This is a genomic window from Paenibacillus sp. FSL R10-2199 (assembly GCF_038000235.1).
Lineage (GTDB): Bacteria > Bacillota > Bacilli > Paenibacillales > Paenibacillaceae > Paenibacillus_AQ > Paenibacillus_AQ phytohabitans.
The window spans coordinates 1,280,938-1,306,131 of sequence record NZ_JBBOBO010000001.1 but is presented as its reverse complement, the minus strand read 5'-3'; the positions used below and the strand labels follow the sequence as shown (position 1 = coordinate 1,306,131).

The 25,194-nt window shown below is 54.4% G+C and carries 19 protein-coding genes and 1 riboswitch; of the genes, 6 read left to right on the top strand and 13 right to left on the bottom strand.

The window, feature by feature from the left end; translation table 11 throughout:
• Positions 1–5: 5 nt before the first annotated feature.
• Positions 6–812, bottom strand: a complete 807-nt coding sequence (locus NYE33_RS05790) for an ABC transporter permease (protein ID WP_042140354.1) — start codon at positions 810–812, stop codon at positions 6–8.
• The gene (locus NYE33_RS05785) at positions 802–1,926 is read right to left on the bottom strand and encodes an ABC transporter ATP-binding protein (RefSeq protein WP_171720783.1); all 1,125 of its coding nucleotides are present in this window, start codon (positions 1,924–1,926) and stop codon (positions 802–804) included. The genes NYE33_RS05790 and NYE33_RS05785 overlap by 11 nt, the downstream gene beginning before the upstream one ends.
• Positions 1,927–2,211: 285 nt before the next feature.
• On the opposite strand from NYE33_RS05785, the gene NYE33_RS05780 reads away from it, so the two are divergent.
• A complete protein-coding gene (locus tag NYE33_RS05780; RefSeq protein ID WP_081970337.1) occupies positions 2,212–3,321 on the top strand; it encodes an FUSC family protein in 1,110 nt (369 codons plus the stop codon).
• 471 nt (positions 3,322–3,792) lie between these two features.
• Here NYE33_RS05780 and atzF read toward each other — a convergent pair whose 3' ends face one another.
• Genes atzF through biuH form a run of 8 tightly spaced genes read right to left on the bottom strand, consistent with a single transcriptional unit; the run spans position 3,793 to position 12,100 of the window.
• On the bottom strand, positions 3,793–5,565 hold the full coding sequence (gene atzF / locus NYE33_RS05775; RefSeq protein WP_336101059.1) for an allophanate hydrolase: 1,773 nt from the start codon (positions 5,563–5,565) through the stop codon (positions 3,793–3,795).
• Positions 5,566–5,571: 6 nt separating this feature from the next.
• Positions 5,572–7,209, bottom strand: a complete 1,638-nt coding sequence (locus NYE33_RS05770; protein ID WP_042140357.1) for a PucR family transcriptional regulator — start codon at positions 7,207–7,209, stop codon at positions 5,572–5,574.
• Positions 7,210–7,222: 13 nt separating this feature from the next.
• Positions 7,223–7,654, bottom strand: coding sequence for a cupin domain-containing protein (locus NYE33_RS05765; protein ID WP_341065069.1), 432 nt, complete (start codon positions 7,652–7,654; stop codon positions 7,223–7,225).
• Positions 7,655–7,706: 52 nt separating this feature from the next.
• Positions 7,707–8,777 (bottom strand): ring-opening amidohydrolase, encoded by a 1,071-nt coding sequence (locus NYE33_RS05760; RefSeq protein WP_336101086.1) that lies wholly within the window; start codon positions 8,775–8,777, stop codon positions 7,707–7,709.
• Positions 8,777–9,529, bottom strand: a complete 753-nt coding sequence (locus tag NYE33_RS05755) for an ABC transporter permease (RefSeq protein WP_042140360.1) — start codon at positions 9,527–9,529, stop codon at positions 8,777–8,779. Before NYE33_RS05755 ends, NYE33_RS05760 begins: the two co-directional genes overlap by 1 nt.
• Positions 9,526–10,335 (bottom strand): ABC transporter ATP-binding protein, encoded by an 810-nt coding sequence (locus NYE33_RS05750; RefSeq protein ID WP_341065065.1) that lies wholly within the window; start codon positions 10,333–10,335, stop codon positions 9,526–9,528. Before NYE33_RS05750 ends, NYE33_RS05755 begins: the two co-directional genes overlap by 4 nt.
• 13 nt (positions 10,336–10,348) lie before the next feature.
• Positions 10,349–11,362, bottom strand: coding sequence for an ABC transporter substrate-binding protein (locus tag NYE33_RS05745; RefSeq protein WP_340989552.1), 1,014 nt, complete (start codon positions 11,360–11,362; stop codon positions 10,349–10,351).
• Between the two features lie 54 nt (positions 11,363–11,416).
• Positions 11,417–12,100 carry a biuret amidohydrolase gene (gene biuH / locus NYE33_RS05740; RefSeq protein ID WP_076243593.1) on the bottom strand — a complete coding sequence of 228 codons (684 nt, stop codon included), beginning with the start codon at positions 12,098–12,100 and terminating at the stop codon, positions 11,417–11,419.
• 519 nt (positions 12,101–12,619) lie between these two features.
• Positions 12,620–12,713, top strand: a riboswitch (cyclic di-GMP riboswitch).
• A 102-nt stretch (positions 12,714–12,815) separates the two neighbouring features.
• Between biuH and NYE33_RS05735 the strand changes: the two genes are divergently transcribed.
• Positions 12,816–14,441 carry a flagellar assembly protein A gene (locus tag NYE33_RS05735; protein ID WP_042140363.1) on the top strand — a complete coding sequence of 542 codons (1,626 nt, stop codon included), beginning with the start codon at positions 12,816–12,818 and terminating at the stop codon, positions 14,439–14,441.
• 67 nt (positions 14,442–14,508) lie between these two features.
• Here NYE33_RS05735 and NYE33_RS05730 read toward each other — a convergent pair whose 3' ends face one another.
• Complete coding sequence (locus NYE33_RS05730; protein WP_042140364.1) at positions 14,509–15,426, bottom strand: DMT family transporter; 918 nt, start codon at positions 15,424–15,426, stop codon at positions 14,509–14,511.
• Between the two features lie 96 nt (positions 15,427–15,522).
• Between NYE33_RS05730 and NYE33_RS05725 the strand changes: the two genes are divergently transcribed.
• Positions 15,523–16,452: a LysR family transcriptional regulator gene (locus tag NYE33_RS05725; RefSeq protein WP_336101063.1), complete on the top strand. Its 930-nt coding sequence runs from the start codon at positions 15,523–15,525 to the stop codon at positions 16,450–16,452.
• A 5-nt stretch (positions 16,453–16,457) separates the two neighbouring features.
• Positions 16,458–17,426: an aldo/keto reductase gene (locus NYE33_RS05720; RefSeq protein ID WP_340948685.1), complete on the top strand. Its 969-nt coding sequence runs from the start codon at positions 16,458–16,460 to the stop codon at positions 17,424–17,426.
• 504 nt (positions 17,427–17,930) lie between these two features.
• Here the strand turns inward: NYE33_RS05720 and hcp are convergent.
• Complete coding sequence (gene hcp, locus NYE33_RS05715) at positions 17,931–19,583, bottom strand: hydroxylamine reductase (protein WP_340989561.1); 1,653 nt, start codon at positions 19,581–19,583, stop codon at positions 17,931–17,933.
• A 142-nt stretch (positions 19,584–19,725) separates the two neighbouring features.
• On the opposite strand from hcp, the gene NYE33_RS05710 reads away from it, so the two are divergent.
• Both NYE33_RS05710 and NYE33_RS05705 read left to right on the top strand, forming a co-directional pair.
• Positions 19,726–20,430, top strand: coding sequence for a Crp/Fnr family transcriptional regulator (locus NYE33_RS05710; protein ID WP_042140367.1), 705 nt, complete (start codon positions 19,726–19,728; stop codon positions 20,428–20,430).
• 74 nt (positions 20,431–20,504) lie between these two features.
• A complete protein-coding gene (locus tag NYE33_RS05705) occupies positions 20,505–21,896 on the top strand; it encodes an aldehyde dehydrogenase (RefSeq protein ID WP_341065062.1) in 1,392 nt (463 codons plus the stop codon).
• Between the two features lie 150 nt (positions 21,897–22,046).
• Here NYE33_RS05705 and NYE33_RS05700 read toward each other — a convergent pair whose 3' ends face one another.
• Positions 22,047–25,001 carry an ABC transporter substrate binding protein gene (locus NYE33_RS05700; RefSeq protein ID WP_340989565.1) on the bottom strand — a complete coding sequence of 985 codons (2,955 nt, stop codon included), beginning with the start codon at positions 24,999–25,001 and terminating at the stop codon, positions 22,047–22,049.
• Positions 25,002–25,194 lie beyond the last annotated feature (193 nt).

The window sequence follows — 25,194 nt, the reverse complement described above, 5'->3', positions numbered from 1 at the left end:
GCTCTTCACGCGCGCCCTCCTTTCCGCGAGCTGCCCGTAAGAATCATGAACAGCGCCATAATGGCGATCAGGAATACCGCAACCGTGGAGCCCATGCCCCAATCCTGTGTGACCAGGAAATGCTGCTCAATGGCAGTGCCGAGTGTAATCACCCGGTTGCCGGCAATCAGACGCGTAATCATAAACAGCGACAGCGCGGGAATGAATACCGCCATGCAGCCGGAGCGGACCCCGGAGATCGTGAGCGGGAACACTACCCGCCGGAATGTCGTCCAGCCGGAGGCGCCCAAATCACGCGCAGCATCCACCAGCGACAGATTCATCTCATCCAGTGCACTGAAGATCGGCAGAATCATGAATGGAATGAAAATATAGACCGATACAAACACAAAGCTGAAGCCGGTGAACAGGATCTGCTGCTCCCCGAGCCCCACCAGATCAAAGAAATTATTGACCGGGCCGAAGGTGCCGAAGATACCGATGAAGGCATATGTCTTCAGCAGCAGATTGATCCATGTCGGCAGAATAATCAGCAGCAGCCACAGCTGCTTGTGCTTCGTGCGCGTCAGCAGATAAGCAGCCGGGTACGCCACCAAGAGCGAGAACAGTGTGATCAGAAAAGCATACCAGAAGGAATTCAGCATCATTCTCATATATACCGGCGTGAAGAAATTGACGTAGTTGTCCAACGTCAGCTTCCCGTCCAGATCGAACAGGGAATAATAGACAACCAGCAGCACCGGTGCAATAACAAACAACGCAATCCACAGGTAATACGGAATGAGGTAGTACGACTTGCCCTTACTCTTCATCGCTCTCCACCTCGCCGTAAGCCTCCAGACGTTTGTCGAACTCTTCCTCCGTTTCGCCGAAACGCATAACATGGATCGCTTCCGGATCAAAATACAGCCCGATTTCGCTGCCTACCTCCGCCTTGCGGGTGGAATGAACCAGCCATTCGTGGCCGGAGCCGTCATAGCAGCTGATCTCATAATGCACACCGCGGAACAGCTGGGAATCCACGCGCACCTTCAGTTTGCCCGCTTCTACGGTGGCAATCTCCAGATCCTCAGGGCGGATCACAATTTCCACGGCTTCATTCGGCTTCAGGCCGGCATCGACACACTCGAACCGGTGGCCGTTAAATTCAACCACATAGTCCTCAATCATTACGCCCGGCACGATATTCGACTCGCCGATGAAATCGGCCACGAAGCGGTTGATCGGTTCATCATAGATATCATTAGGCGTACCACTCTGCTCAATCTTTCCGCCGTTCATGACGAAGATCCAGTCGGACATCGCCAGCGCCTCTTCCTGGTCATGGGTAACGAAAATGAAGGTGATGCCCAGCCGCTGCTGCATTTCCCGCAGAATATACTGCATCTCCGTGCGCAGCTTAAGGTCCAGTGCCGATAACGGCTCGTCCAGCAGCAGAACCTGCGGCTCGTTGACAATCGCGCGTGCAATTGCGACCCGCTGTCTTTGTCCTCCGGACATTTCATTAATGGCCCGCTGGTCATACCCGACCAGGTTGACGAAGCGCAGCGCTTCCTGCACCTTTTGATTAATAACATCCTTCTTAAGCTTCTTAATCCGCAGTCCGAAAGCCACATTCTCGAATACGTTCAGGTGCGGAAACAGCGCATAGTCCTGGAATACCGTATTAACCTGCCGCTCGTTGGCGGGAATGTGGTTGATGATTTTACCGTTCAGATAAATAGAACCTTCAGTCGGCTCGGCGAAGCCGGCGATGAGTCGCAGAATGGTCGTTTTCCCGCAGCCCGAGGGGCCCAGCAGAGTATAGAATTTACCGCGTTCAATTTCGAAACTCACGCCTTTGAGTACAGCCTCTTCGTCGTCATATTGCTTAATAACCTGATCAAATGAAATAATAGTGCCTTCCGGGGTAGCTATAGCTAACAACCTCCCTTACCTTATGTAGTACAACCTATTTTACCCGCTTCTTGCGGGAGACAATCCAGAAACAGCATGCTCAGCGCGGATAAGCGACAATTCCTCCCTATGTTCGACAGACTTCAATATATATAGCATATAGGAATAATCCTATATATGCGATAGCTTACATTAATAAATGCATTGCAGAAACTTAACAAGTTCGTAAAAAATGGACCCGGCGGGGCCTGTTTTGAGGTGCTATAATGAAAACGGCTGAAAAACATAAAATTTTTCTTACATTTGCGAAAGAAGATGACTACCATGAACGAGGGGTTACAAGACCGCCTTGAGAAGTTCGGATTATCCCTTTATATGATACGTGTTACCCTTGCTGCATCACTATCCTGGCTCGCGGTACACAGCCTGTATGGCGACCGTTATCTGTACTTTGCGCCGCTGGCGGCGATTCTTATCACCCAGAGCAGTGTCAAAGCCTCCCTCGAAAAAGGGGTGTACCGGCTGCTCGGTATTGTGCTAGGCGGAATCGCCAGCCTGGTTGTGGGCCGCTTCTTCGATGTTGGTGCGCTCTCGATTCTGCTGATGCTGCTGCTCGGCATAGGCGTAGCCACCGCCTGCCGGATTAATATCCAGGCCGTTTCACAGGTTGGTGTCACTTCCGTCCTGGCGCTCACCTTCTATCATGACCAATATATCGTCTGGAGAGTCGCTGAGACCTTAATCGGTGTACTGATTGCCTTAATCATAAATATGATTATCGTTCCGCCCAAGGGGTTCGTCAAGGTCAAAGACTTGGCACTGAGGGGCAGCCTGACACTGTCCGATGCCTTAACCGGTCTAACTTCCGGGGGACGGGATGCCGCACAGGCGCTGACCGCACTTAAGCTTTCCGGTGAACTGCTGGGCAAGAGCAAGCAGCTGCAGAAGGAGCTGCACTTCACGCTCTCCCATTACCAGTGCCGCAAAGAGCTCGGTACGCTGTCACAGGCAACCTCCCATCTCAGCAGGGTGCATTCCTACGTCAAAGGAATTTCCGAAGAGCTCTCGCTGCTCCCTGCCCACTATGCCGCAGCCGACTGGATGACAGAGGTGGTAACGGCAACGGCAGACTGCATTGCCTTATATGGCACCCGGACACTGTCGGATGCGGAATGCGGGCGTTCGCTCCCCGAGAGCCTGCGCCGCGCCCGTGATGTACAGCTGGCCTGGTTCTCTGAGCTGCAGGGCCAATGCCCGCTCGCCGCATTCCGTGATCTTGGCGCGGTGTTCTCGCATCTGAACCGGATTCTTGAAGAGATTGAACGTGCCGATTATGCGGCAATCTCAGCCGCAGCACAACCAGCCAAGGCTGTACCGGCGCGCGCTATACGTTTCATACAAAAAGGACTCTCCCATAAGCTATAAGCTGGGGAGCGTCCTTTTTTTTGGGGTGGGGGCTAGTACAAGTGATTCATTCAACAATTCAACAATTCATCAATTATGTGAAGTTCAGATCGAAGTGAGCATTCCATGATAGTTGTATTCTGTACAATTAAAAACAGCAAAAAGGATGGCTTTCCTCTGATAACTGTATTCTGTACAACTAAATTTGCCCGAATGAGTGAAACCCAATCTATATAGAGCAGTTTAATTGTATGAAATACAACTAAACAGATGATCGGTTATAAATCAGAGGATTTAGTTGTACAAAGTGCAATTAAGTATACCGCATGTACCATAATCGGGGCACTGCGTAATTATTATCTTGCCTTCTTCCGGAATATCAAAAAAAACCATGAGCAGCCTGGAATCTACACCGCTTGTCAGGAATATCAAATCGCCCCGCAAGCCATACTTCTGCTTGCGGGGCGTTCGCGCGCTCCAACAGGACGTTATTCAATTCACAGGCAGATATCTCCAGCCCCCGTAGGCCGTAATGTTCTCGGCTCCGGCGGCAGCATAGCCTTCGCATATGAAGCCTGTCACTTCCCGGCCGTCTTCGAGCACCACCCGCCCCAGGCCCAGCGGAGCGGGTATGAGCGATGCGAACGCGCCCAGCGATGCCGCCGGCATCCGCCACAGCTCCAGCCCGACAGAGCCTCCGCCTGCCGATTGTCTGAGCAAGCCTGGCTTCGGCGGCACCGTCTGGAGCTTGACCAGCTCATAGCACGGGGCCGTCCGCGCCTCCTGCCAGAACCGGGCACCATGCTCCAGCATCTGCTTCTCCAGCGGGAAGCCGCGCATATGAAGACCGCAGACAGCCAGTGTCATCATACCCGGAGATGCCGTCTCATCAGCAGCACCTTCCGGCGGACCGCTCTCTCCGAGAAGCTGTGCGCCCGCTCCGGCCAGCAGATGCTCGCTGTCCGCCAGAGCGAACATCGTGATGCCGAACGGCAGGCCCTCCGCCGCATCCCCGGCAGGAACCGCCACGGCTGACAGATCAAGCAGGTTGCAGTGGTTGGTATAGCGCCCCATATCGGAGTTGGCCCCTACCGGATTACCGGCAACCTGCTCCCGGGTCCAGGTTCCGCCGCAGGTCGGGAGCACCAGCACGGCATCCTTCAGCAGCAGCTCCGCTTCCCGCTTATAGCGCTGCAGCCGGTGCATGGCCTGGAACAGGCTTGCGGCCGTATGGCGCCCGGCCGACCCGGAAGACAAGATGGACTCCGTCACCGGCAGCACAGCTTCACGGTGATTCTCCACGAACTCACCCAGACCGGCCCAGCGCTCGGCTACCCATGGACCTTCGTACAAGATAGCTGCCGCTTCGGAGAACAGCGTACAGTCCACCCGTTCAACCGGCAGCCCCAATGCCTGCACGGCTGCTTCGGCCCGTCCCCAGGCCTCCCGGTATTCTTCGGCATGGGGGCCATAGAACTCCGGCGGAGCCTCCGGAAGCAGCAGCTTCGCCGGAAGAGCGGCGGGCCCCAGCTTCACGGAACGCGACCAGGGGTCGGCTTCATCGAAGCCGCGCGCTGCGCGGTCCACCGCGAGGGCATCCTCCAGATTGTGCGCAAACACGGTGACGCAGTCCAGGCTGGCACAAGCGGGCACTACCCCGCGCACCGGCCAGGCGCCGAGGCTGGGCTTATAGCCGACCAGCCCGTTCAGCGAGGCAGGCACGCGGCCCGAGCCGGCGGTATCGGTGCCCAGGCTGAACACGGCCTGGCCACGGGCAACAGCCACGGCGGATCCGGCGCTGGAGCCTCCGCTGATATATTCCGGGCGCAGGGCGTTATGCGTCTCGCCGTAAGGGCTGCGTACACCGACGAGACCGGTGGCGAACTGGTCCAGATTGCTTTTGCCGAGAGGAATGGCTCCCGCAGCAACCAATCTTGCGACAACCGAAGAGTCATGATCCGGCTGATAAGCATATTCAGGACAAGCTGCCGTTGTGGGCAGTCCCTTAACATCGATGTTATCCTTAACGGCGAACGGAATGCCCCACAGCGGATGGCTCTGCGGGTCCAGCTCCCTGAGTCTCTCAAGAAAGGGACGGATATGCGCCTCGGCAGGCGGCTCAATCCAGATGTTCATTTCCTTGTCGCGTGCAGCGCGGCGGATGATCTCCCGGACCACCTCCTCCGGGTCCAGCACACCGCTTAAATATTGCCCGCGCAGCCAGCCTGCGGTCAGCTTGGCGGGAAATTCAGTTATTGCCGTCATGATGCTTCATCTCCTTCTCTGCGGATCCGTACGTACCCTGCGGCCGCTGCTCATCTCGTGCAGCTTAAGCGCAAGCTGCAGCTCCAGCATATCGTCACCGTCATTCTGGCTGAGTCCCAGCAGCTCGCAGGCCCGTTCTATCCGGTAAGTCACCGTATTATAATGGGTGAACAGCTCGGCTGAGGTCCGTTTGATGTTGCGGTTGCATTTGAAATACAGCTGGAGTGTCTGCACGAGAGACACGCCATGCTTGCTGTCATACTCCAGCAGCGGAACGATGTACTGGTCCCTGTACGCGCTGATCTCCGCAAGCTCCGGCAAATGGTACAGCAGCCTGAAGACACCCAGCTTCCGGTAATCCACATAAGCCCCGCTGTAACCGCTGACCTCGCAGATACGGGCGATTTTGCGGGCGGACTCATAGCTGAAGCGCACCTGGTCGGGACCTTCCGCAAGATCTCCGATGCAGAAGGCGCAGCTCTCCTTGGCAAACACCCGGTTCATCTCAGCCAGCAGTCGTCCCAGCGTTTCCTCCAATGGAATATCCGGCTGCTCCGGAACCGTCAGAACCAATTCTCCTTCAAGGATCGTAAGCTTCACATGCTGAAGATCTCCCCGGGCCCGCACCCGCTTCACCGCTTGCTGCAGCTGCTTAAGCTCCGGCTTCTCCTCCAGCCAGCCGACGGTTACGGCGCGCAGCGGACGCTCAGGAAGCGGGCAGCCGCAGGCCTCGGCCCGCAGCTTCAAATCCTCGGCTGCGGCAATCCGGCCGCTGATCCAGTCCTGCAGGAACTGGTCGACATACTTCAGTTCAACCTCCCGGCGGGCACCGGCGTTGATCATCTCCAGCCCGACCAGTACCCCCACCCGGTCAATGGTTAACTGATCTACAACCGCCAGCTCGCGGTTCCACTCCAGCAGCACCAGCAGGCATTGATCCACTCCCTTGTCATGGACGGACGATACATAGGCGCGGATCCGCCGCTCTCCGACCGTCAGGAAGGTTATCCCGAGACTGCCCTCCTGGCGCAGCTGCATCCATAACGGAAGCTGCTCTGCCAGCTCCAGCGCCTCTGCCTGCGGGGAACAGAGGACCTGATCGGTATCATCCAGCAGCACGACCGGATTATGCAGCATACCATCCAGCGTCAGCAGGAAATCCTCGATGCCGTCGCCATGCAGAAGCTGCTTGGACAGCTTCTGGAAGCGGCTCTGCAGCTGGGAGAGCTCCCTGGCCTCCTGCACGAGCACCCGTTCCATAATGTCACGTACAACGTCGGAGAAGGAGATAGCCGCCGGCAGCTCGAAGATCGGGAAATTAAGCTGATCCGCCAGCTCCAGCGCCCGTGCCGGAATTTCGTCAATATAACGTTTTGTCTTGATCCCAAGCGCGGATACGCCCTTCTGGTTCAGCTGGGGAATAATCTCGGTGATGAGCTCCGGCTGACCGTGGAAGGGGAAACCGCTGGTAATCAGAAATTCTCCCGGACGGACCCAGTCAATCACATCGGGAACCTCCATCACATTGACACGGTTAATGTAACGCCCAAGACCTCCGGCTCCCGCCAGGACCACCGCTTCCTTCAGATCGGGAATCAGCAGGATATCGCTGCAGTTCAATCCGGTGATTACATTGCTGCCCATAGCTCCGCCGCCTTTACTTTAGCTTGGAAGAATACACATCCTCGATCAGAGTGGTGCCAAAAAAATGGTTCGCAGGTACATTCGTCTCGGCCGGTACAAAAATACTGATCTGCTCAGACGGCGAATCCCCCGCATTCGCAACGGAGTGGACTACACCCGCAGGTACATGGAAGGTATCCCCGGCCCGGTAGCTGTACCATTCACCCTCGCACAGCAGCTTGACCTCCCCCACAGTGATATGAATAATCTCCACCACATCATGATAGTGTGGTAATACCTGACCGCCAACACCCAGCTTCTCCCACAGAATCGAGCTCATCCGGATGCCCAGACGGTCCGCCTGCGCTGCCGAGACGATCTCCCGGTGGTACAGCTCAATATGATTCGGCATTAACTCCCATGTCATGTCCGCCGCTGTCAGCACTTCCGTTTCCTGTGTATGCATAATCCATTCCTCCATGATGTATAAGTTATAGGTATAGGTTGAAAAAAGCCCGCTATCTGCGGCGGAATACAGCCGCTACCGGCCCTCCGCCCTTCGGGCCCTGGTGCTCGCCTCCGCCGGATACGTAGATCATCGGATCGCCGCCGACATAGGCCAGTACACCGCCGACCACAGCCCGCGCATGCCGGGTATGATTGATATCCGAATCATCCAGCATGATATGGCGCCGTCCGCGGATGACTCCGTCCGGATCAGCTTCAGCTTTGGCCAGCACCTGCACCAGCTCCTCACCGGGATACCGGTCCAGCAGGCCCTGCAGCGCTGCGCCGTCAATAGCATCCTTCATGACTGCATGGTCGATGTGATACGGGCCTTCCGCAGACAGCGAATTGCCGAACACAATCACTTCGCAGTAGGCAAGCTCACTTCCGGCTGAAGTAGACGCCACAGCGCTGAATTTATCCCAGTTCACGCATATATCTTCTTCACTTAATGTCGAGCGCTCCACTTCACCCAGGGCAACGGCAGTCCCCAGTGCGGATGCACCTCTGGAATATCCCATGGATTTATAGGTATCCTCTGTAACGAGCGATACCTGACGGCTGTGCGCGTCATACATCTGCTCTGCAGTGAGCAGCGGGCATTTAATCTGCACATAATGCACATCCGCTTCCGAGGTGATTCCGGCATCCAGGACCGCCCGGGCCACGGCATCCGCCACAGCGTCCACCTGGCTGAGCCGGCCCAGCTCCTCCGGCCGGAAGGTCCGTGTTCTGGCAGTACCGACTGCAAGTGACTTTAGACCATCAGCATTTACGCCCGTCTCTGCCTGGCCGCTGCGGCTAATGACCGTGAAATGCGGGCTGAGCACACCTTCCGTCCCTCCGGACATCACATAGGATATTTCTGCAGGCCGCTGTTCCTGGGATACCCCGGCGAAGAACGCCTTCAGCGCCATAACGGCATAGCCCCGCGTGAAATCATTGACACAGCCGTTCCCCTCGGTCTTTCCCAGTACAGCTGCAACCTCTTCGGGCCGGAACAGCCCCTCTTCTATCGCCGCCTGCAGGCCGGACATGTCATTCGGCGCACCAGCAGGGATTTTGATCACCGAGCATTTCATCACAGATCATCGCTCCTTGTCCAGAAAATAACCTTCTTCTCCAGCAGCCCGATACACCAGAACAGCAGCAGACCGCACAGCGCCGAAGCAATAATGGCCGAGAACATCACCGGAGTATCCATATGATAGGAAGAGACGAGCACCACATAACCCAGCCCCTTATTGGCCCCGACAAATTCGCCGACAATCGCTCCAACAATGGCAAGCGAGGTCGAGATTTTCAGTGCGGAGAAGATATAAGGCAGACTGGTCGGCAGCCGCAGCTTCCAGAAGATTTCGCTTTTGGTTCCTTTATAGGTGGAGAACAGCTCCCAGGCCTCGTATTCAATCGCCTTAAGACCTTTGACACTGTTCACCAGAATCGGGAAAAAGCAGATCAGCATCGAAGCGATGACCTTCGAGGTATATCCGGTCCCCAGCCACACGACAAGCAGCGGCGCCAGCGCAACCAGCGGTGTAGTCTTAAGGGCAATAGCGAGCGGGAACATCCCCTTCTCAATCGGCTTGGAATGAACAAAAATAACTGCAGTAATCAGGCCGAGTATGTTAGCGAGCATGAATCCGGTCAGGGATTCACCCAGGGTAACCAGCGTATGGGACCACAGCGAACCGTCGATGGCCGAGACCACCTGGGTTGGAGAAGGCAGCAAATACATCGGAACCGACAGGAGCCGTACGGCCAGCTCCCACAAGATCAGGAAGCCGAGTGCAAAGGTGACCGGGTACAGGCTGTCCTTGAGTTTGGCTGTCATAGATGCTTCACCCGCTTTCTCAATTCCTTGACGGTCCGGTGGAATTCCGGCAGCTCTTCCATTCCTGCTTGACGCGGTGAAGGCAGCGGTACCGGAATAATATCTGTCACCCCGGCCGGCCGGGGTGACATCATCACCACCCGGTCCGACAGAAGCACGGATTCCTGAATAGAATGGGTAACCATTACAATGCTGCTTAGACTTGTCTCCGGACTCTCCCACAGACGCAGCAGCTCAAAGTTCAGCTTCTCACGGGTCAGTTCATCCAGCGCACCGAACGGCTCATCCATCAGCAGCACGGTCGGATCGGCGGCCAAGGCTCTGGCAATCGCCGCCCTCTGCTGCATTCCGCCGCTCAGCTGATGCGGGAAGTGGTTCTGGAAATCCTGCAGGCCGACCAGCCGCAGGGCACTTTCCGCCTTTTCACGCGCTTCCTTTTTGCTGAATTTCTTCTTCGGGCCCAGCTCAAGGGGCAGCATGACATTCTGCAGGGCACTGAGCCATGGCATCAGTACAGGCTTTTGAAAGACCATGCCCAGCGACAGGTCCGGGGAGGAATAGGCAACCTCCCCGCCTCCTTCCGGGCTTAGCAGCCGCAGCATCAGCCGCAGTGTCGTTGATTTCCCGCAGCCGCTCGGTCCGAGAATGGAGATGAATTCATTGCGGTATACGTCAAGACTGACATTATCAAGCACAGGCACATTGCCGAAGGAAAGAGAGCAATTGCGCAAGGAGAGCATCGTGTCCCGGGTACCGGGATTCTTCACAGGGGCGGAATTCATCTGTTCTTTCATCGCTGTTGTCATACCGGTTCCCTCCTTAATTCAAGTACTCATTGGTGAACAATGAGCCGATGTCCTGCTGCTTTTTCACAAAGTCCAGATCGATAAGATTCTGCTGCAGCGTCTCCCACGCCGCCTCATCCATCGAGCCGAGCGGAAGCTTCTCCGGCTCCAGCAGCGGAATGCTGGCCTTCATCATGCTGACTTCATGCGCAAGATCAAGCTTTTCTCCGTATTTCAGGCCGAATTCTGCCGCTTCCTCAGGATGCTCCATCGCATAATCCCAGCCCTTCATGGAGGCCTGTACGAAACTCCGGACCATTTCCGGATCCTTCTCAATCACGGACTCCGTGGTAAACAGGGTGTCGGCATAGAAATTGATGCCATAGTCGTTCGGGTCGATAATATTGACTTCCTTGCCCTGCTCCTGCACAGCCAGCACCTCATTAATTACATATCCGGGCCATGCCTTGACCTGGCCGGTCAATAAGGGGCTGAGATCATATTTGATCGGCATCTCTTCGATTTGCGAGGTTTCGATGCCCGCGCTTTTCTCCATAGCACGGAAGGTCAGCTCTTCATTGCCGCCGAGCTTGATGCCCACCTTTTGGCCGACAAGATCTTCCATTGTGGTGATACCGGATTCTTTAAGCGTGAACATTACGAACGGGGTTTTGCGGTATATCGCAGATAACGCCTTAACCGGTACGCCTTTTTCTCTGGCAATAATGATCTGGTCAGCACCGGTTACCCCGAACTCCTCACTGCCCGAAGCGACCATCTGTACCGCCGGAAAATCCGAGCCTCCCGGCCGAATCTCCACATCCAGCCCCGCTTCCTTATAGAAGCCCTTTTCAACTGCGGTATAGAACCCGGCAAACTGCGCCTGATGAATCCACTTCAACCTCAGAACAACCTTCTTAAGCTCACCGGAGCCTTCCGCCCCCTGTCCCTCAGCCTTGCCGGTATCCGAATTGTTGCCGCAGGCTGTAATGAGCAGCATTAGTGAAGTGAGCAGGATAAGCGCTTTGGTTCTGGACTTGTTCCACATGGTGATTCCCCCGTTATGATGTTATTTGGAATACTGGTCATTCGTAATTCGTATTTAGAATTGCTCCAGCGCCTTCAGCACCGCTTGCGAATCACTCACACTGCCGAAGACACCGCCCTGCATTTTGACCATATTGAGCGCTGCCAGGTGATTGGCATAATCCGTAGCACCCGTGCAATCCTCCAGGATCAGACATTCATAACCGCGGTCATTGGCTTCGCGCATCGTCGTGTGTACACAGACATCCGTCGTGATTCCGGTCAGAATCAGATGGGTAATCCCTTTATTCTTCAATATTAAATCCAGGTCCGTAGCATAAAAGCTGCCTTTACCCGGCTTGTCAATAATGTGCTCTCCCGGTATAGGTGCCAGTTCATCAATGATCTGCCAGCCGCGCTCGCCCCGTACGAGAATCCGTCCCGCCGGTCCTTCCGAGCCGATCTCAGCACCGATCTGTCTGCTCCGCCACCGTTTATTCGCCGGCAGATCGGACAGATCCGGCTTATGGCCTTCCCGGGTATGGATAACGGTGAATCCGTTAATTTCCCGGATGCGTGCCAGTAGCCGCCCAATCGGCTGAATCGCTCTGGATGTTAATGAGAGGTCGTAGCCCATTCGCTCCACGTAACCGCCTTTGCCGCAAAAATCCGTCTGCATATCGATAATCATCAGTGCCGTCTTCGCCGGATCAAGGACGCCGTCATAGGGCCAGGTGTAAGGTGCTGCTGTAATCTGCATGGTTCATGCTCCCCTTCCAGAATTCAATGCATGTATTTAATGTTATGTTTATTAACATTAATTTTATATTTCCTGCTGTTTGTTAGATTATATTACAACAAATTTGCAATGTCTTCGTTTTTATTACGAAATAATGAGATAATTGTTTGTGTTATTCTACATATATAACATAAACATTACATATAAACCCCGGATTAACCCTATTCATATATTAAAAAAAGCCGCCCAACGCAGGCAGCCTCAGCAGCAGTCCGTTCTCCAGCTCAAAGATCCGGCTGTTCTTGCAGAGCAGACTCCTCCCATAAGCTGTAAGCGCTGGGAAACCAGTTTTTCAAGCAATATAGAGCTGCACATTTCAAGATTATTAATAAATTGGCAGAATACAGTTGAAAAATAGCTCCTTAAGTACTAGAATTAAGCTTGTTTGCAGAAGTTCCTGCAGCGCAGGAACCAGTTATGACCTTTTTTGTCGATTACAGTCGATTGAAATCGCCTCATGCTGAGTGTATATCATTGATCTATTTCTAAAGGCAAACTTCCTGAAAGGGTAGGACGCAAAGCAATGGGCCTAAGAATGCTGAGAATCCGCGTTTATGGTCGCCAGGCTGCCAATAGAGACCACGTAAGCCATCAGTCACCGGGAGATCCCCCAGGCTTTATGATGCTCTTTTCTGTACGAATGCCATTGATTATACGAAAAAGCGAGGTTAAGATAATGCCGCAGCAATTCATCGAACCAACCCGATATGATTTCGTGGAATCCTTGATGCTTGAACGGACCGGATTCCTGGATTCTTTCTCTGTGGAGGGCCGGACTTCCGGCGGGATGAATGGAGATAAGGATGGAATTATCCTTGTGCAGAATAATCAGATCTTCATTACTCCCCCGCTCTCTGGCGGCAAGCCCGCCCGGATCTCCGCTGTTCATCCTGTAGTGCTGAAGATCAACTGGAAGACCGTTACAGAGCCTACTGAGGTAACCTCAGCGGATCATATTACCTGGGAAATTTGCGAGAAGCCACAGTATCAGATTACGGTTTCACCTGACAAGCTCAAAGTGCATTTCACCTTGTACCGTGCAGAGAAGTACGCCTGGAATCTGGTCAATTGCCCGGCTTCCTTCGAAGCCGCAGTCCGGGCTGAGCCTAACCGGGCGATGCTGCTGTCCACGCTCACCATAGAACAGATTCTTTCTTCGCTGGATAACCGCTCCATTCTGCGGAATCTGAATATCCCGGCCCTATACGCCGAACTGAACAACCCTACATATCTCCCTGTCTGTATCGCAGAAGGGAGAGCCCCGCTGCCCGGCAAGAAATCAAGGCTGCAGCTATCCCTCCCGGAGCATACGCTCACAGGCAATGGAATGCTCCGGGAGGGACGAACTGCGGAAGCTGCAGATTCCTTAGATTATCTGCGGTTTCCGGGAGCCCCCTTCGCCAGAGAGGGAGAGGTATTCGCCCGCAAGCTGCCGCCCGAAGAGGGAATTCCCGGATTCGACGTAGAAGGAGGCATCTTGCCTCCACCTCCACCGCAGGATATTTATTTCGCAGCCGGAGACAATGCACGGCTGCTTCCAAACGGGGAGATCGCGGCTCTGCGTACGGGCAGACCCCGCATCTGCGGAGACTCCGGCAGCGTCACAACCTGCGATTTCCCGGACCTATGCCTCATCACCAAGGAAATGGCGGCAACAGCCCGTGAGATTATGTTTGCAGGTGACATCGTCGTACCCTCAGATATTGAAGGCCCTATGTGTATTGAGGCGTTAGGGAATGTGTATATCTACGGCAACGTCTGCCAATCTACAATTACGGCTACAGGCAGTATCTATATAAGCGGTCAAGTAACCGGCTGCAGCCTGCACACCGGACTTGCCGGGGTACACCAGCACCGCCTGCACCGCTTCTCCAGTCTTCTGCTGACTGAAGTTGGCGGACTGCGGGAAGCCGCCCGGCTGCTGGCCAAGAATGTAGAATCCCGCCAGCAATCCGTGAAATACGGTCTGGTGGTTATGCTGCTGCTGGAGGATAAGTACAGCCATATAGAGTGCCTGATCAGCGATCTTAAATCCGCACTGCTGTGCATGGAAGGGGCCCCCCAGCCCGGTACGGATCAGCTCAAGCAGATGCTGGAGGTTTTTACCCATCCGGGGCAGTTCACCGAGTTTATCACTGACAGTGTTCTGAACAGCTTCTCCCGGCTGCTGCGTAATCTGTGTGAAGACATTGAACTGCTCCAGGAGGAGCATGTCTTCATTAATATCGCCCGTTCCCATAACAGTATCCTGGAGTCCGGCGGAGAACTGATCCTGCGGGACGCGGACGCAGAAACGGTCTAAGCCTGCTGTAATGTAACCCCTGACAAACATAAACGGCTGCCCCTCTTCTGAGGGAGCAGCCGTTTGTTTATTCCTTACCCAGACCGGGTACCGGGGTCTGCAGGACACTCCCAGCATTCCGGCCCAGCCTGACATTCACCAGAATAATGCTGCTCACAATCAGCAGCATACCGATGACCAGATTCAACGTAATCTGTTCATGCAATAAGACTACACTGGAGCCGATGGAAATCAGCGGAATCAGAAAGGTGAACGAGCCTACCTTGCCGGCCTCTCCTTCATTGATCAGCTTGAAGTATACCAACCAGCCCAGCGCAATCACGAAGACCGCGATGAACAATGTATTTATTATAAAAGTACTACTCCAGCTAATATCCGCCCAGCTCTCCGAAGCTGAGCCTGCCGCCAGCAGGATTACCCCGCCGATCATGATCTGCATCGCGGTCATCCACAGCATATCTACTCTGGCTGCATTGCGTTTGGTATAGACCGTAGCCAGCGCCCAGCTGAGTGCACTGGCCAAGGCCAGCAGTACGCCTATAGGCGAGATACTTCCGGTTAATCCCCCAAGGCTTAACGAGGCTACCCCGAGGAAGCCGATTACGAGGCCGGCGATCTTAAGCCCGTACATCCGCTCGCCCAGCCAGATCCAGGCAAAGATTCCGAGCAGCACCGGCTGCAGGAATACAATGGCCGAGAATAATCCGGACGGCACATACTGCAGGCCAATCGTCTGGAAGCCATAGTAGAAGACGATACTGAGGAATGCTGACACCAGATAGACGGGCCAGAGCTGGCGCAAATGCAGCTGCTTCCGCTTCGGCAGCGCCGCGATGATTAGTATAATACCGGCAATGACCGTTCGGATTCCGGCGAACAGCAAGGGCGGGGCATACGTTAAGGCAATTTTGGAGAGCGGCCAGTTGATGCCCCAGACAATAACCAGGAACACTAATAAGCCAATGGTTTGCTTCCGCTTCTGCATGAGTTCACCTCTTGTTCTGATTTCTTCCCAAATGATACAATAGATTCAGTCATAATTGAAATGAATTATAATCATGAGGGGCATACCAGATTAGATATGAATAACACTCAAATTCGCCTATTTGTCTTAATCGCTGAGAGCCGCAGCTTCACCAAGGCAGGTCTTGAGCTGAATATGACCCAGCCCGCAGTCAGCCGCGCCATCTCCGCACTCGAAGCCGAGCTGGACGTGAAGCTGCTGCTGCGCGACCGGCGCAGCGGATTGATGCTGACGGATATCGGCAAGCGGATTCTGGTTATCTGCCGCGGAATTCTCAGCGGCCTCGATAAGATAGATCAGGAGATTGCCGCCGAGAAAGGCCTGGAGAAGGGCCTCATCCGCATCGGCGCCTTTCCGGTTGCCGCTGCCTATTTTGTCCCGAAGATTATCAGTGCCATCACTGCCAAATACCCCGGAATTGAGATCAGATTATATGAAGGTTCGGTCGCCGAGGTGAAGGACTGGCTGGCATCACGGTTCATTGACGCAGGCCTGATGATTCCGCCGGTCGAAGATTTCGCCTCCCTGCCGCTGTTCCGGGAGAAGCTCTACGCCGTATTGCCCGGGGATCACGAGCTTCGGCACAAGCAGATCATCTGCGTGAAGGATCTGGAAGCTCAGCCTATGCTGCTCTGCCGGTCGGGCTACGAGCCTCCGGTAGTGGACTTATTCAACCGGGCCGGAAGCAGGCTGAATGTGAAATACGAGGTCAACAGCTACATTACCGCACTGAATATGATTAAGGAGGGGCTCGCCGTCGGTGTGATGTCACAGCTCTCCCTCTTGTCGCTGCCGCCGAATGTCGTGGTCCGGGAGCTGGCGCCTGATGCTTACCGCGACATTCATATCGCCGTCCATTCCCTGGAGGAGACCTCTATTGCCGTTCAATTATTTATTGATACTGCACTGCAGCTGTTCTCCGGCAATGAAGCCGCTCCGCCGTCTCCGGCCGCAGCCGGCCTGATTAACGATACCGATAAGGAGTGATTAACATGGAATATAATCGTCTCGGAAATAGCGGCCTGCAGGTATCTGCGCTGGGCCTTGGAACTAACTCATTTGGCAAAAGGGCGGATCAGGAGACCTCGATCCGTATCATTCATGCCGCAATGGATCAGGGAATCAACTTCATCGATACCGCCAACATCTATGCCGGCTCCGAGTCGGAGAGGATTATCGGCCTCGCGCTTGAGGGCAGACGCCATGAGGCCGTCCTGGCTACCAAAGCGGGCCTTCCGAAGCATGACGGGCCTGACGGAAGCGGCTCTTCCCGCCGCCATCTGATGCAGGAGCTGGAAGGCAGCCTGCGGCGGCTGAAGACGGATCATGTAGATCTGTATCAGATTCACACCTTCGACCCCTACACCCCGCTGGAGGAGACGTTGCGCACCCTCGATGATATGATCTCTGCGGGCAAAGTACGTTATGTCGGGGCCTCCAATTATGCTGCCTGGGAGCTGATGAAGGCGCTGGGCATCAGCGAAGCGCGCAGCTGGGCCAAATACGTCTCGATCCAGTGCAGCTATTCGCTTGCCGACCGCACACCTGAAGCAGAGCTGCTTCCGCTGTGTCTGGATCAGGGACTGGGCATCATCCCGTACTTCCCGCTGGCCGGCGGCATTCTCACCGGCAAATATACCGGCAGTGCCCCTGCCGGTTCCAGAGCGGAAACCGACCCGAATTTCCGCCGCTTCCTTACCCCGGAACGCATCTCGCTCGGGGAGCAGGTTAGCAGTATAGCGGAAGAGCTGGACACTTCACCGGCGGCGCTGTCTCTGGCCTGGCTGATGAGCAGGCCGGCCGTCTCCACGGTGATTGTCGGCGCCACCCGGGTGGAGCAGGTGGAGCATAACCTGCAGAGTCTCTCCGTCCGGCCGGATGCGGCAACGCTTGAGCAGCTGGATCAGGCCAGCGCCGCCTTCCGCAGCGGGGAGCCGTTCGCCGTCTACCGGCTGCCGTAACCGCAGCCGGCTCATACCAAAAAAGCGGGTCCCCGGTATACCGTGGGCCCGCTTTTTTGTGCGTTACATAGACAAACCCCGCTTAAGTCACCACCAGACAAGTTACCGGCCCGCGGTGGGACTTGCAGAATACGGCATACATCAGATCCTCACACTTGTCTTGTTGCCGGCAGAATGAAGACTATGAAGTAAGCATTGCAGACATAAGTGTTGTACGTTCTACAACTTTGATTCATAGATAGCCGGTTGTGGCGGAGGATTGTTGTAGGAAATACAAGAATTGATCCTGCTAAGCGCCTGAAGCAGGAGAATTCATGCCTTTTATACAACAATTTTAGTTTTGGGCCGGTTTAACGGGCAAAATGTTGCATTCCGTGCAATATCTTAGAATATTACCGGATCTCTGTCACGGATAATGGATGAATCAGGAAATTCCCGGCAAAAGCGGCCATCCGATAGTCTTGTGAGACATAGTGCCGCAGGTTAGACGGTCAGCATTCTGTATTACACCGCTGCAATAAACCGCTCCATGTCTTCCTGTACGGTGGTGATACCGCCGATGCCAAAGCTGTCTACCAGCACCTTAGCTACATTAGGTGACAGGAATGCCGGAAGTGTAGGGCCGAGGTGAATGTTCTTCACGCCCAGATGCAGCAGCGCCAGCAGCACAATTACCGCCTTTTGTTCATACCAGGCAATATTGTAGGAGATCGGAAGATCGTTGATGTCGTCCAGGCCGAAGACTTCCTTCAGCTTCAGCGCTATGACCACAAGGGAGTAGGAATCATTGCACTGGCCGGCATCCAGCACGCGGGGAATTCCGCCGATATCGCCAAGCGCCAGCTTATTATATTTGTATTTGGCACAGCCTGCGGTGAGAATCACTGTATCCTCAGGCAGCTCCGCCGCGAAGTCTGTATAATAGCTTCGGCTCTTCATCCGTCCGTCGCAGCCCGCCATCACGAAGAATTGTTTGATTGCGCCGCTCTGGACGGCCCCGACTACCTGATCTGCCAGATTCATGACCGCCGCATGGGCAAAGCCGCCGATAATCTCACCCGTCTCGATTTCTACTGGAGCGCTGCAGCCTTTGGCCTGCTCAATCAGAGCGGAGAAATCCTTCACCCCGTCTGCTCCTGCTGCAATATGCTGAACTCCCGGATAACCTGTGTTGCCTGTGGTGTACAGCCGGTTCTTATAGCTTTCTTTTGGCGGTACGATACAGTTCGTAGTCATCAGAACCGGGCCGCCAAAGCTGTCAAATTCTTCAGTCTGCTTCCACCAGGCGTTACCGTAGTTGCCCACGAAGTGGCTGTATTTCTTGAAGGCCGGGTAATAGTGGGCGGGCAGCATCTCACTATGCGTGTACACATCGACTCCTGTACCCTCCGTCTGCTTCAGCAGCTCCTCCATATCCTTGAGGTCATGTCCGCTGATTAGAATGCCGGGGTTCGTGCCCACACCTATATTCACTTTGGTAATCTCCGGACTGCCGTAAGCCGCCGTGTTCGCACGGTCAAGCAGTGCCATCACATCCACACCGAATTTGCCGCATTCCAGGACCAGGGCAGTCAGCTCGCCCCCGCTTAGGGTATCATCCAGCACGGCCGTCAGGCCTTTTTCCATAAAAGCATGTGCACCCGCTTCATAGAATCCCAGTACCGCTGCATGCTCCATATAAGCTGCCATTCCCTTCAGACCATAGGTGAGCAGCTCACGCAGAGAGCGAATATCCTCATGCTCTGTAGCAAGCACACCCACGGTTGCCGCCTTGTCCGTCAGTTCCCCGTCCGTACTGGCGCTCCATAGCGCTGCGTCATGTTCTGACAGATACGCGATCACTCCGGCATCCGCAATTCTGCTGCGCCAGTTATCCCTCAGGGCAAGCCCCTCCCGGATCTTCGCAGTGAAGTATTCCGGAACAAAGTTAGCATTGGTAATTGTAGCGAACAGGCTCTCTATAATAAATTTCTCTGTCACCGGATCGGTAATGCCCAGCTCACGGCCGCTGCGTGCGAACACCGCAATACCTTTGAGCGTATACACCAGAAGATCCTGCAGATTGGCTACATCACTGGTCTTGCCGCATACTCCCTGAATCGTACAACCCGTCCCCTTGGCCGCCTCCTGGCACTGAAAACAAAACATGTCGCTCATTACACATTCACTCCTTATTATGAATTGGATAGCTGGACAGGACAGCTGCGTCCCGCCTTTACAGTTACCAGTAATTGTAGTAGACTTTCGTCTATCAATCGGTAACGGATGTTACCGATAATTATGAATTCGGAGGAAATGTATGAAACCGGAGCCTGCCGCGCTGCAAGCCTGCCTGTTATTCCGCGGGAAATCCGCAGAAGAGATCGAACTGCTGCTGCATACGCTGGCCTATACCGTCAGCACTTACCGCAGGAATGCCATCATCCTCGCCGAAGGCGATCCGGCTGACCGGCTGGGAATTCTGCTCTCCGGCCGGGTCGAGGTGCAGAAGACGCATTCCACCGGCAGCAGCGTTACCATCGCCCACCTCAAGGAAGGACAGACCATCGGGGAGGCCGTGTTATTCCGCAGGGATAATGTAGCCCCCGCCACGGTAACAGCAACGGGACCCTGCAAGGTGATGTTCATCGGCAAGCAGGAGCTGCTGCGAATATTCGCTGCGGACACAGATATCCTTACCCGCTTCATTGAGAATCTGTCCGAACGGCTGGTGCTTGTTAACCGGAAAATCGAGAACCTGTCCGCCGGGCCGCTGCGGCGCCGGATCATAGACTTCCTGCTGGAGCAGGGCACGCAGCAGGCCTCCGATACGCTGAAGCTTCCCTTCAGCCGCAAAGAATGGGCCGGGCATTTGAATACCGCCCGTCCTTCATTGTCCCGGGAGCTTGGATTCCTGCGCGATCAGGGCTGGATTGACTTCAAGGGCAGTGAAATCACACTGCTGGACCGCAGCCGGATGAATGATTACCTCCTGAGCCTGCCCTCTTCAGCAGGCAACCTGTGAAGAACGTCCCCGGTGCAGAGCAGACCGGGCTAGACTAGACGAACCCTATAGATTCACCCGAGGAGGATGCAAGCATGTTGCAGTTAACCGCCCCCCATATCGACCAGCTGCTGGCAGAGCATAGACAATGGTTCAGCAGCGGAATCACGAGAACCCCCGGCTTCCGGCTGGAGCAGCTGCAGAAGCTGAAGGACGCTATCAAGCGCAGCGAGCCCCGGATTATTGCCGCCTTGAATAAGGATCTGCGTAAGAGTGAATTCGAGGCGTACGCCACCGAGATTGGTTTTACGCTGGACAGCATCGGCTATATGATGAAGCATCTCCGGCGATGGATGAAGCCGGTTAAGGTAAGATCACCGCTGCACATGTTCCCGGCGAAGAGCAGCATTCTAGCAGAGCCTTATGGGACTGCACTCATCATCGGACCCTTCAATTATCCGTTCCAGCTCCTGATTGAGCCGCTGATCGGGGCCATTGCCGCCGGCAATTGCGCGGTATTGAAGCCTTCCGAGAGTACCCCGGCTACTTCGGCAGTCATTGAAGACATGATCCGGGAGACCTTTGACCCCGCATATATCCGGGTGGTGCAGGGTGAGAAAGAAACGACAAATCTGCTTATTCACGCGAAATTCGATTATATATTCTTCACCGGCAGCGTGCCTGTAGGCAGAATTGTCATGGAGGCGGCAGCGAAGAATCTGGTGCCTGTAACCCTTGAGCTGGGCGGTAAAAGTCCGGTCATTGTCGACAAGACCGCCAATCTGGAGGCCGCGGCCAAACGGATCGTATGGGGCAAGCTGATTAATGTCGGGCAGACCTGTATCGCCCCGGATTACCTGCTGGTCCATAGCGAAGTTGCAGCTGAGCTGATCGGGCGGATTAAACACAACATCACCGCATTCTACGGAACGGATATCCGGCATAACACAGACTACGGACGGATTGTGAATGAACGCCAGCTGCGGCGGATTGAAAAGATGCTTGAGCAGGACCGCGATAAGCTGATCCTGGGCGGCAGCGTTGTGCCGGAGGATCTCTACATCGAGCCGTCCCTGATCTACCCGGCTTCCTGGAGCGATGCCTCGATGGAGGATGAAATCTTCGGACCTGTGCTGCCGATTATGGAATACAGCCAGATTAGCGAAGCTATCCGGAGTATCAACGATCACCCCAAGCCGCTCGCCCTCTATCTGTTCACTGAGGATAAGCAGGTCGAGGAACAGGTGATGGGCAGCGTTTCCTTCGGGGGAGGTTGTGTGAATGATACAATCTCCCATGTAGCCAGCACTCATCTGCCGTTCGGCGGTGTGGGGAATTCCGGGATAGGCGGCTATCACGGCAAGCATAGCTTTGAGCTTTTATCCCACCGCAAGAGCATTGTTAAGCGAAGCACGAGACTGGATTTCGGGATTGTCTATCCGCCATACGGCAATAAGGTCAAGCTGGCCCGGAAGCTGCTGAAGTAGAGGATTAAGGAGACCGGATAGCCCTCTACCCCACTTTTGCGCAAAAGAAAAAACAAAAAGGAAGCCTCCCCTGCTAAAAGGAGCTTCCCTTTTTGTTGTTATATTACATACCCAGACTATCAACGGAGTACATTCCGTATACTTATTGCTTCAGCCCGCACGCCGTCCGGCAACCCAGCCCGCAACCTCTTTCTCCGGGATAGGCCTGCTGATATAATAGCCCTGAATCTTGTCACAGCTCGTCCGCTCCAGAAAAGCCAGCTGCTCCGGGGTCTCCACCCCTTCTGCGGTAACATTCAGGCCCATATCGTGGCCGATGGTCACAATGGAGCTGGCCAGCGACATGTTGTTCGGGGTATCGATACTGTCAATGAAGGACTTATCAATCTTCAGTGTGGTAATCGGCAGCTGCTTCAGATAGCTCAGTGAAGAATAACCCGTACCGAAGTCGTCCAGCGCGATGCCGATCCCCTTTTCCTTGAGCGCTTCCAGCTTGGAGCTGATGGCCTCGAAGGATTCCATGAAGATCGACTCTGTAATCTCCAGCTCCAGATATTCCGGGGCAAGTCCGGTATCCCGCAGCACCGTAAGCACCATGTTCGTGAAATCATCCAGCATCAGCTGAATGACCGAGATGTTAACCGAGATATGGTAGCCCGCATACCCCTGGCTCTGCAGATCCTTGATGAACTGACAGGCGGTGCGCAGCACCCATTCACCGATAGGCACAATCAGCCGGCAATCCTCAGCAATCTTAATGAAGGACAACGGCGATACGAAGCCCAGTACGGGATTGTTCCAGCGGATCAAGGCCTCGAAGCCCCAAATCTCGTTCGAACCGATATCCACCAGCGGCTGATAATGCAGCGAGAGCTCATTATTGGAGATGGCGTTTCTTAGATGCATCTCAATAATCATCCGCTCATCAAAATGCTGCTGCATCTCACGCCCGTAGATCACATAAATGCCTTTGCCCGCTTCCTTCGCTTTATACATGGCAATGTCGGCATTCTTCAGCAGTTCCTCCGCGTTCACGCCATTCTCCGGATATTGGGCAATCCCGATACTGGCCGAGATATGCACGACACTGGCACTCAGCTGAAACGGCTCCTTGAAGCCCTGAACCAACGAGTCCGCATAGCGGATCACTTCACTATACCCGTCTACATCCTTGAAAAGAATCACAAACTCATCACCGCCGAAGCGGAAATGCTTACTGCGCCCGTCGGACAGCTCCAGCAGCCGTTCGCCGACCTTCACCAGCAGCTCATCGCCGAAGGTATGGCCCATCGAATCATTGATATACTTGAAATTATCAATGTCCAGGAAGAACAGTGCCGCATGGCCGCCGGAGTGCTCCTGAATAAATTTCTTCAGCTCTTCGGACAGCGACAGCCGGTTCGGCAGGCCGCTCAGTACATCATTATAGGCAAGCAGGCGGTACTTCTCTTCACTGGTCTGCAGCAGCGCCTGGTTCTCCACCACCTTGTTATACTGCTCCAGCAGCTCATCCTGCAGTGCTGTCAGCTCCTCATAAGTAGACTCCAGCTCCTGATAGCTCATCTGCAGCTTGCTCTCATACCCTTTGCGGTCGGTGACATCGACCATCGACCCGGCAAACCGGATATATCCGCCGCCTGCATTACGCAGCACCTTGCCCCGGGCCTGGAACCACTTGTATTCCCCCGACTTGCTGCGCATCCGGTATTCAGCGTAGTAATACGAAGAACGACCCTCCAGATGCTGGGTCCGCAGCCGGTCCTCCTGCTCGGCATCCTCAGGATGCAGGAGGTCTCTCCAGCCGCCGCGGGTCTCATTGACCTCATCCCGTTCATACCCCAGCAGCTCGTACCAGCTGTCCGAGAAGTAATAGATCATCGTGGACATGTCCACGTCCCAGATGACCGCGTCCGCGCCATAGGTGGCCAGGCTGAAGCGTTCATTGCTTTTTTCCAGATTGCTTCTGATCCGTTTCACCAGCTGCACATAGAATAATAATACAAAGATAAAGGTCAGCAGCACGGCAAAAGCGGCAATAATGCTCAGTACCAGCACTTTGTAGGTCTGGTAGAAGGAGAACGGCTTGTTAATGATTTCGCTGCCCTCCGGCAACTTGTCCAGGGGTACGCTGAAATGCTGAAGCTCGTTGTAGTCAAATACATTGCGGACATTGCTGTCAGTCACAACAGGGATATTATCCGCACTCTCCCCCTGCAGGATGCGCAGCGCCAGCTCCGCTGAGGTCTGGCCCTGAATTCTGCCGCTGATCAGACTGCCGCCGAAGGCACCGTGGTTTAGTCCAAAATCATAAATATGGTACACCGGAACACTGCTGCTCTTGCCCAGTTCACTTGAGAACCTGTCAAACTCAACAATCCTTCCGGTCGAGTCACTATAGTATGTAGTCATCAGCACAATACTGTCCGGAGACAGGGCGGATGCCGTTGCTTTAATTTGTTCTATAGAAAAGCGGTTCATAGGGAGGATCTCCAGCCCCAGGTTCAGCGCGTCAATCTGATCCATGACCATTTTGCCGGTCGACAATCCGCTCTCCGAATTATCAAAAACAACATAAACCTTCTTCACGGAAGGGTTGATCTCCAGCGCCATTTGGATCGTACGCGTAGGATCAATTTTCTCGATAACGCCTGTGATGTTGTGAGTGTCCGGGATGCCGGCCACGCCCAGCTCATTGACACCGCTGAAGATGATCGGAGCATCATCCAGGATCTCCCGGCGGTACTTCATGGCAAAGCTCAGGGCTGCATCATCTGTGGTGAGAACCGCATCAATACGGATATTCTGATACTTGAATTTGATCGTTTCGTAGAAGTGTTCGAGGTTCTCCTGATTGGGATACCGTTTCCAATCCATATACTCGGTATAGATTACGGGCAGAGCGGCTGCGCTTTTGAGGCGTTCTTCAATTCCGGCACTCTGTTCATCGCTCCAGGCAAAGCCTTTCTGATAGGAATGCAGCACCAGCACATTCTGAGCGGGAAGTTCTTCGGCGTAGGCGTGTGTGCCTTCTGTCGTACACAGTAAGATAAACAGCGGCAAGAGCAAGCTTTTTAACAACCTGAGATGAATTTTATCTACACCCATTCGCACACTCCCGTTCATCTATCTCAAAGTCAGATTTCGATTATAAAACGAGGAATTTCGACATTATACTAAATACTAATTCGTTATACCCATTTCCCATCCCTCTTTTGAGTGAAAAAAGCACCCCATTCTGCACCGGCCGGTATCAGCGTAAAAGATAAGGATAATTTATTGCATAAAGCAAATGAATTCT